Source organism: Mesorhizobium sp. M7A.F.Ca.US.006.04.2.1 (genome assembly GCF_004022915.1).
Classification (GTDB): Bacteria; Pseudomonadota; Alphaproteobacteria; order Rhizobiales; family Rhizobiaceae; genus Mesorhizobium; species Mesorhizobium ciceri.
The window spans coordinates 1-2,632 of the sequence record NZ_RZQA01000868.1 but is presented as its reverse complement, the minus strand read 5'-3'; the positions used below and the strand labels follow the sequence as shown (position 1 = coordinate 2,632).

The 2,632-nt window shown below is 62.6% G+C and carries 2 protein-coding genes and 1 pseudogene; all 3 read right to left on the bottom strand.

Features of this window, described 5'->3' with window-relative positions; translation table 11 throughout:
- Nucleotides 1-148, bottom strand: a pseudogene (locus EN925_RS31380) (thermonuclease family protein); the annotation flags it as partial.
- A 42-nt stretch (nt 149-190) separates the two neighbouring features.
- Nucleotides 191-841, bottom strand: coding sequence for a helix-turn-helix transcriptional regulator (locus EN925_RS31375; RefSeq protein ID WP_013533656.1), 651 nt, complete (start codon nt 839-841; stop codon nt 191-193).
- 82 nt (nt 842-923) lie between these two features.
- A partial coding sequence (locus EN925_RS31370) for a 3-hydroxyacyl-CoA dehydrogenase NAD-binding domain-containing protein (RefSeq protein ID WP_128337188.1) occupies nt 924-2,632 on the bottom strand: 1,709 nt, incomplete at its 5' end.

Sequence of the window (2,632 nt, the reverse complement as noted above, 5' to 3'; positions counted from 1 at the left end):
ATGTAGCCGGCTCCTCGGGCAGCGTCCCGGCAGCCTGCTGCGCCATCGCATCGGCGCCCGGATCAAGCTGGTCCACGGTGATGACGCTTTCACTACCTTTCAGAGTGCGACCGCCAGTGACGACGATGGCTGCCATCACAGGGACCATCAGAACCGCCAGCGCGTGATGGAGAAGCCGCACCAGCTTAACCTATTGGCTTGCCCAGACAATCCGCGCCACCCATTCGACATCGCGCATGGGAATATCGCGGTCGGGATGATCGGGATTGAGCGAGACCAGCGCAATCGACCTGACGGTCTGGCGCTCGAGCACCTTGGCCATCACTTCGCCTGATGTGGTCTTGACGACGACGCGATCGCCCTTGCGGGTAACGGCGCCCGGTTCGACGATGAGGACGTCGCCATTGCGGTAGAGCGGCAGCATGGAATCGCCCTGCACCTGCAAAGCATAGGAACTCTCGGTCGATTGCGTCGGCAGTTCGATCAGATCCCAGCCCTGCCCGGCTGGAAAGCCGGCATCGTCGAAGAAGCCGCCGGCGCCGGCCTGGGCAAAGCCGAGCAGCGGCACGGAGCTTCGGCGGGCGACCGAAGCCGCATGGCTGGCCCCGGCCCGACCTTCAATCAAACCGGTGAATTCGTCGAGGGAGGCGCCCGTTGCCTCCATGATCTTTGCCAGTGATTCGGTCGAGGGCCAGCGCGGCCGGCCATCCGACGACAGGCGCTTCGACTTGTTGAAGGCGGTGGAATCGAGCCCCGCACGCTTGGCCAGCCCCGAGGCCGAAAGCGAATAGCGCTCGGCAAGAGCATCAATGGCAGCCCAGACACGGTCATGCGAGAGCATGTGTCGCTCTCCTTTGAACAGGAAAAAATACCTTCCCTGTTCTAACCCCGGACCGCCATCTTGTCCACAGTGCAAGGCTTACTCACGCCGCTTTCCTGGTCTCGCCTTTCGCATAGGGATCGAAGCGCTGATAGAATCTCTCACCCTTCTCGGCCATGTCGAGCAGCAGCTTGGGCGCCTTGAACTCGGCGCCGTATTTCTTCTGCAGGTTTCTGGCGATCTTGACGAACGCCTTGGCGCCGATGCCGTCGATGTAGGACAGCGCACCGCCGGTATAGGGCGCGAAGCCGAAGGCGAGGATCGAGCCGACATCGGCCTCGCGCGGGTCGGTGACGATGCCTTCTTCCATCACCCGTGCCGCTTCCAGCGCGATGGTGACCAGAAGCCGCTGCTGCAGCTCCTCATAATCGACCTTCTCGGGCGCAAGCTGCGGATAGAGCGCCTTGAGGCCCGGCCACAGCTTCTTCTTGGCGGGCTTTGCCGGATAATCGTAAAAACCCTTGCCATTCTTGCGGCCGAAGCGGCCGTGATCGTCGACCATGGTGTTGATCAGCGCCATCTGCTTGGGATCGACCGCCTTGTCGCCCAAATCCCTGATGGTCTGCTTCATGATCTTCTGGGCAAGGTCGATGGCCGTTTCGTCGGTCAGTGCCAGGGGGCCGACCGGCATGCCGGCTGCCTTCGCCGCGTTCTCGATCATCGGCGCGGGCACACCTTCGATCAGCATCTTGTAGGCTTCCGACATGTAGCGCAGCACGCAGCGGTTGACGTAGAAGCCGCGCGTGTCGTTGACGACGATCGGCGTCTTCTTGATGGCGCGAACGAAGTCGATCGCGGTGGCCAGCGCCTTGTCGCCGGTCTTCTTGCCCAAAATGATCTCGACCAGCATCATCTTGTCGACCGGCGAGAAGAAATGGATGCCGATGAAATTCTTCGGCCGCGCCGAATTCTTGGCCAGCGACGAGATCGGGATGGTGGAGGTGTTCGACGCGAAGATCGCCGATGGCTTCAACACGGCTTCCGCCTGTTCGGTGGCGCTCTTCTTGACGCCCGAATCCTCGAACACCGCCTCGACCACCAGATCGCAGCCGGCAAGGTCGGCGTAGTCCGCCGTCGGCGTGATCAGCGACAGCAGTTTGTCCTTGTCCTCCGGCTTGGCGCGGCCCTTCTTGACCTGATCCGAGACCAGGCTGTCGGAATGCGCCTTGCCCTTGGCGGCCGACTCCAGATCACGGTCGAGCAGCACCACCGGGATGCCGGCCTTGGCGGTGACATAGGCGATGCCGGCGCCCATGAAGCCGGCGCCGAGAATGCCGATCTTCTTGAACTTGGTTTCGGGCACGCCGGCCGGGCGGCGGGCGCCCTTGTTCAGTTCCTGCAGCGACACAAACAGCGAGCGGATCATCGCCGCCGCTTCCCTGGTCTGCATGATCTCGGTGAAATAGCGCTGCTCGATGCGCAAGGCGGTGTCGAACGGCACCAGCAGGCCTTCATAGACGCATTTGAGGATCGCGGCGGCGGCCGGATAGTTACCATAAGTCTCGCGGCGCAGGATGGCGATCGCCGGCGGCCACAGATTGAAACCGGCCGGCGAATAGATCTGGCCGCCTGGCAGCTTGAAACCTTTCTCGTCCCATGGCGCCACCGGCTTCAGCCCATTCCTGATCATCGCCTTGGCGGTCTCGACCAACCTGGCCGGCTCGGCGATCTCATGGATCAGGCCCATCGACTTGGCCTTCTGCGGCGACAGCGTCTGGCCGGAGGTCAGCATCTGCAACGCCTGCTGCTGAT

What these genes read in the sequence shown, in the direction of transcription:
- EN925_RS31375 (WP_013533656.1), bottom strand. Translation starts at nt 841, where the DNA reads ATGCTCTCGCATGACCGTGTCTGGGCTGCCATTGATGCTCTTGCCGAG.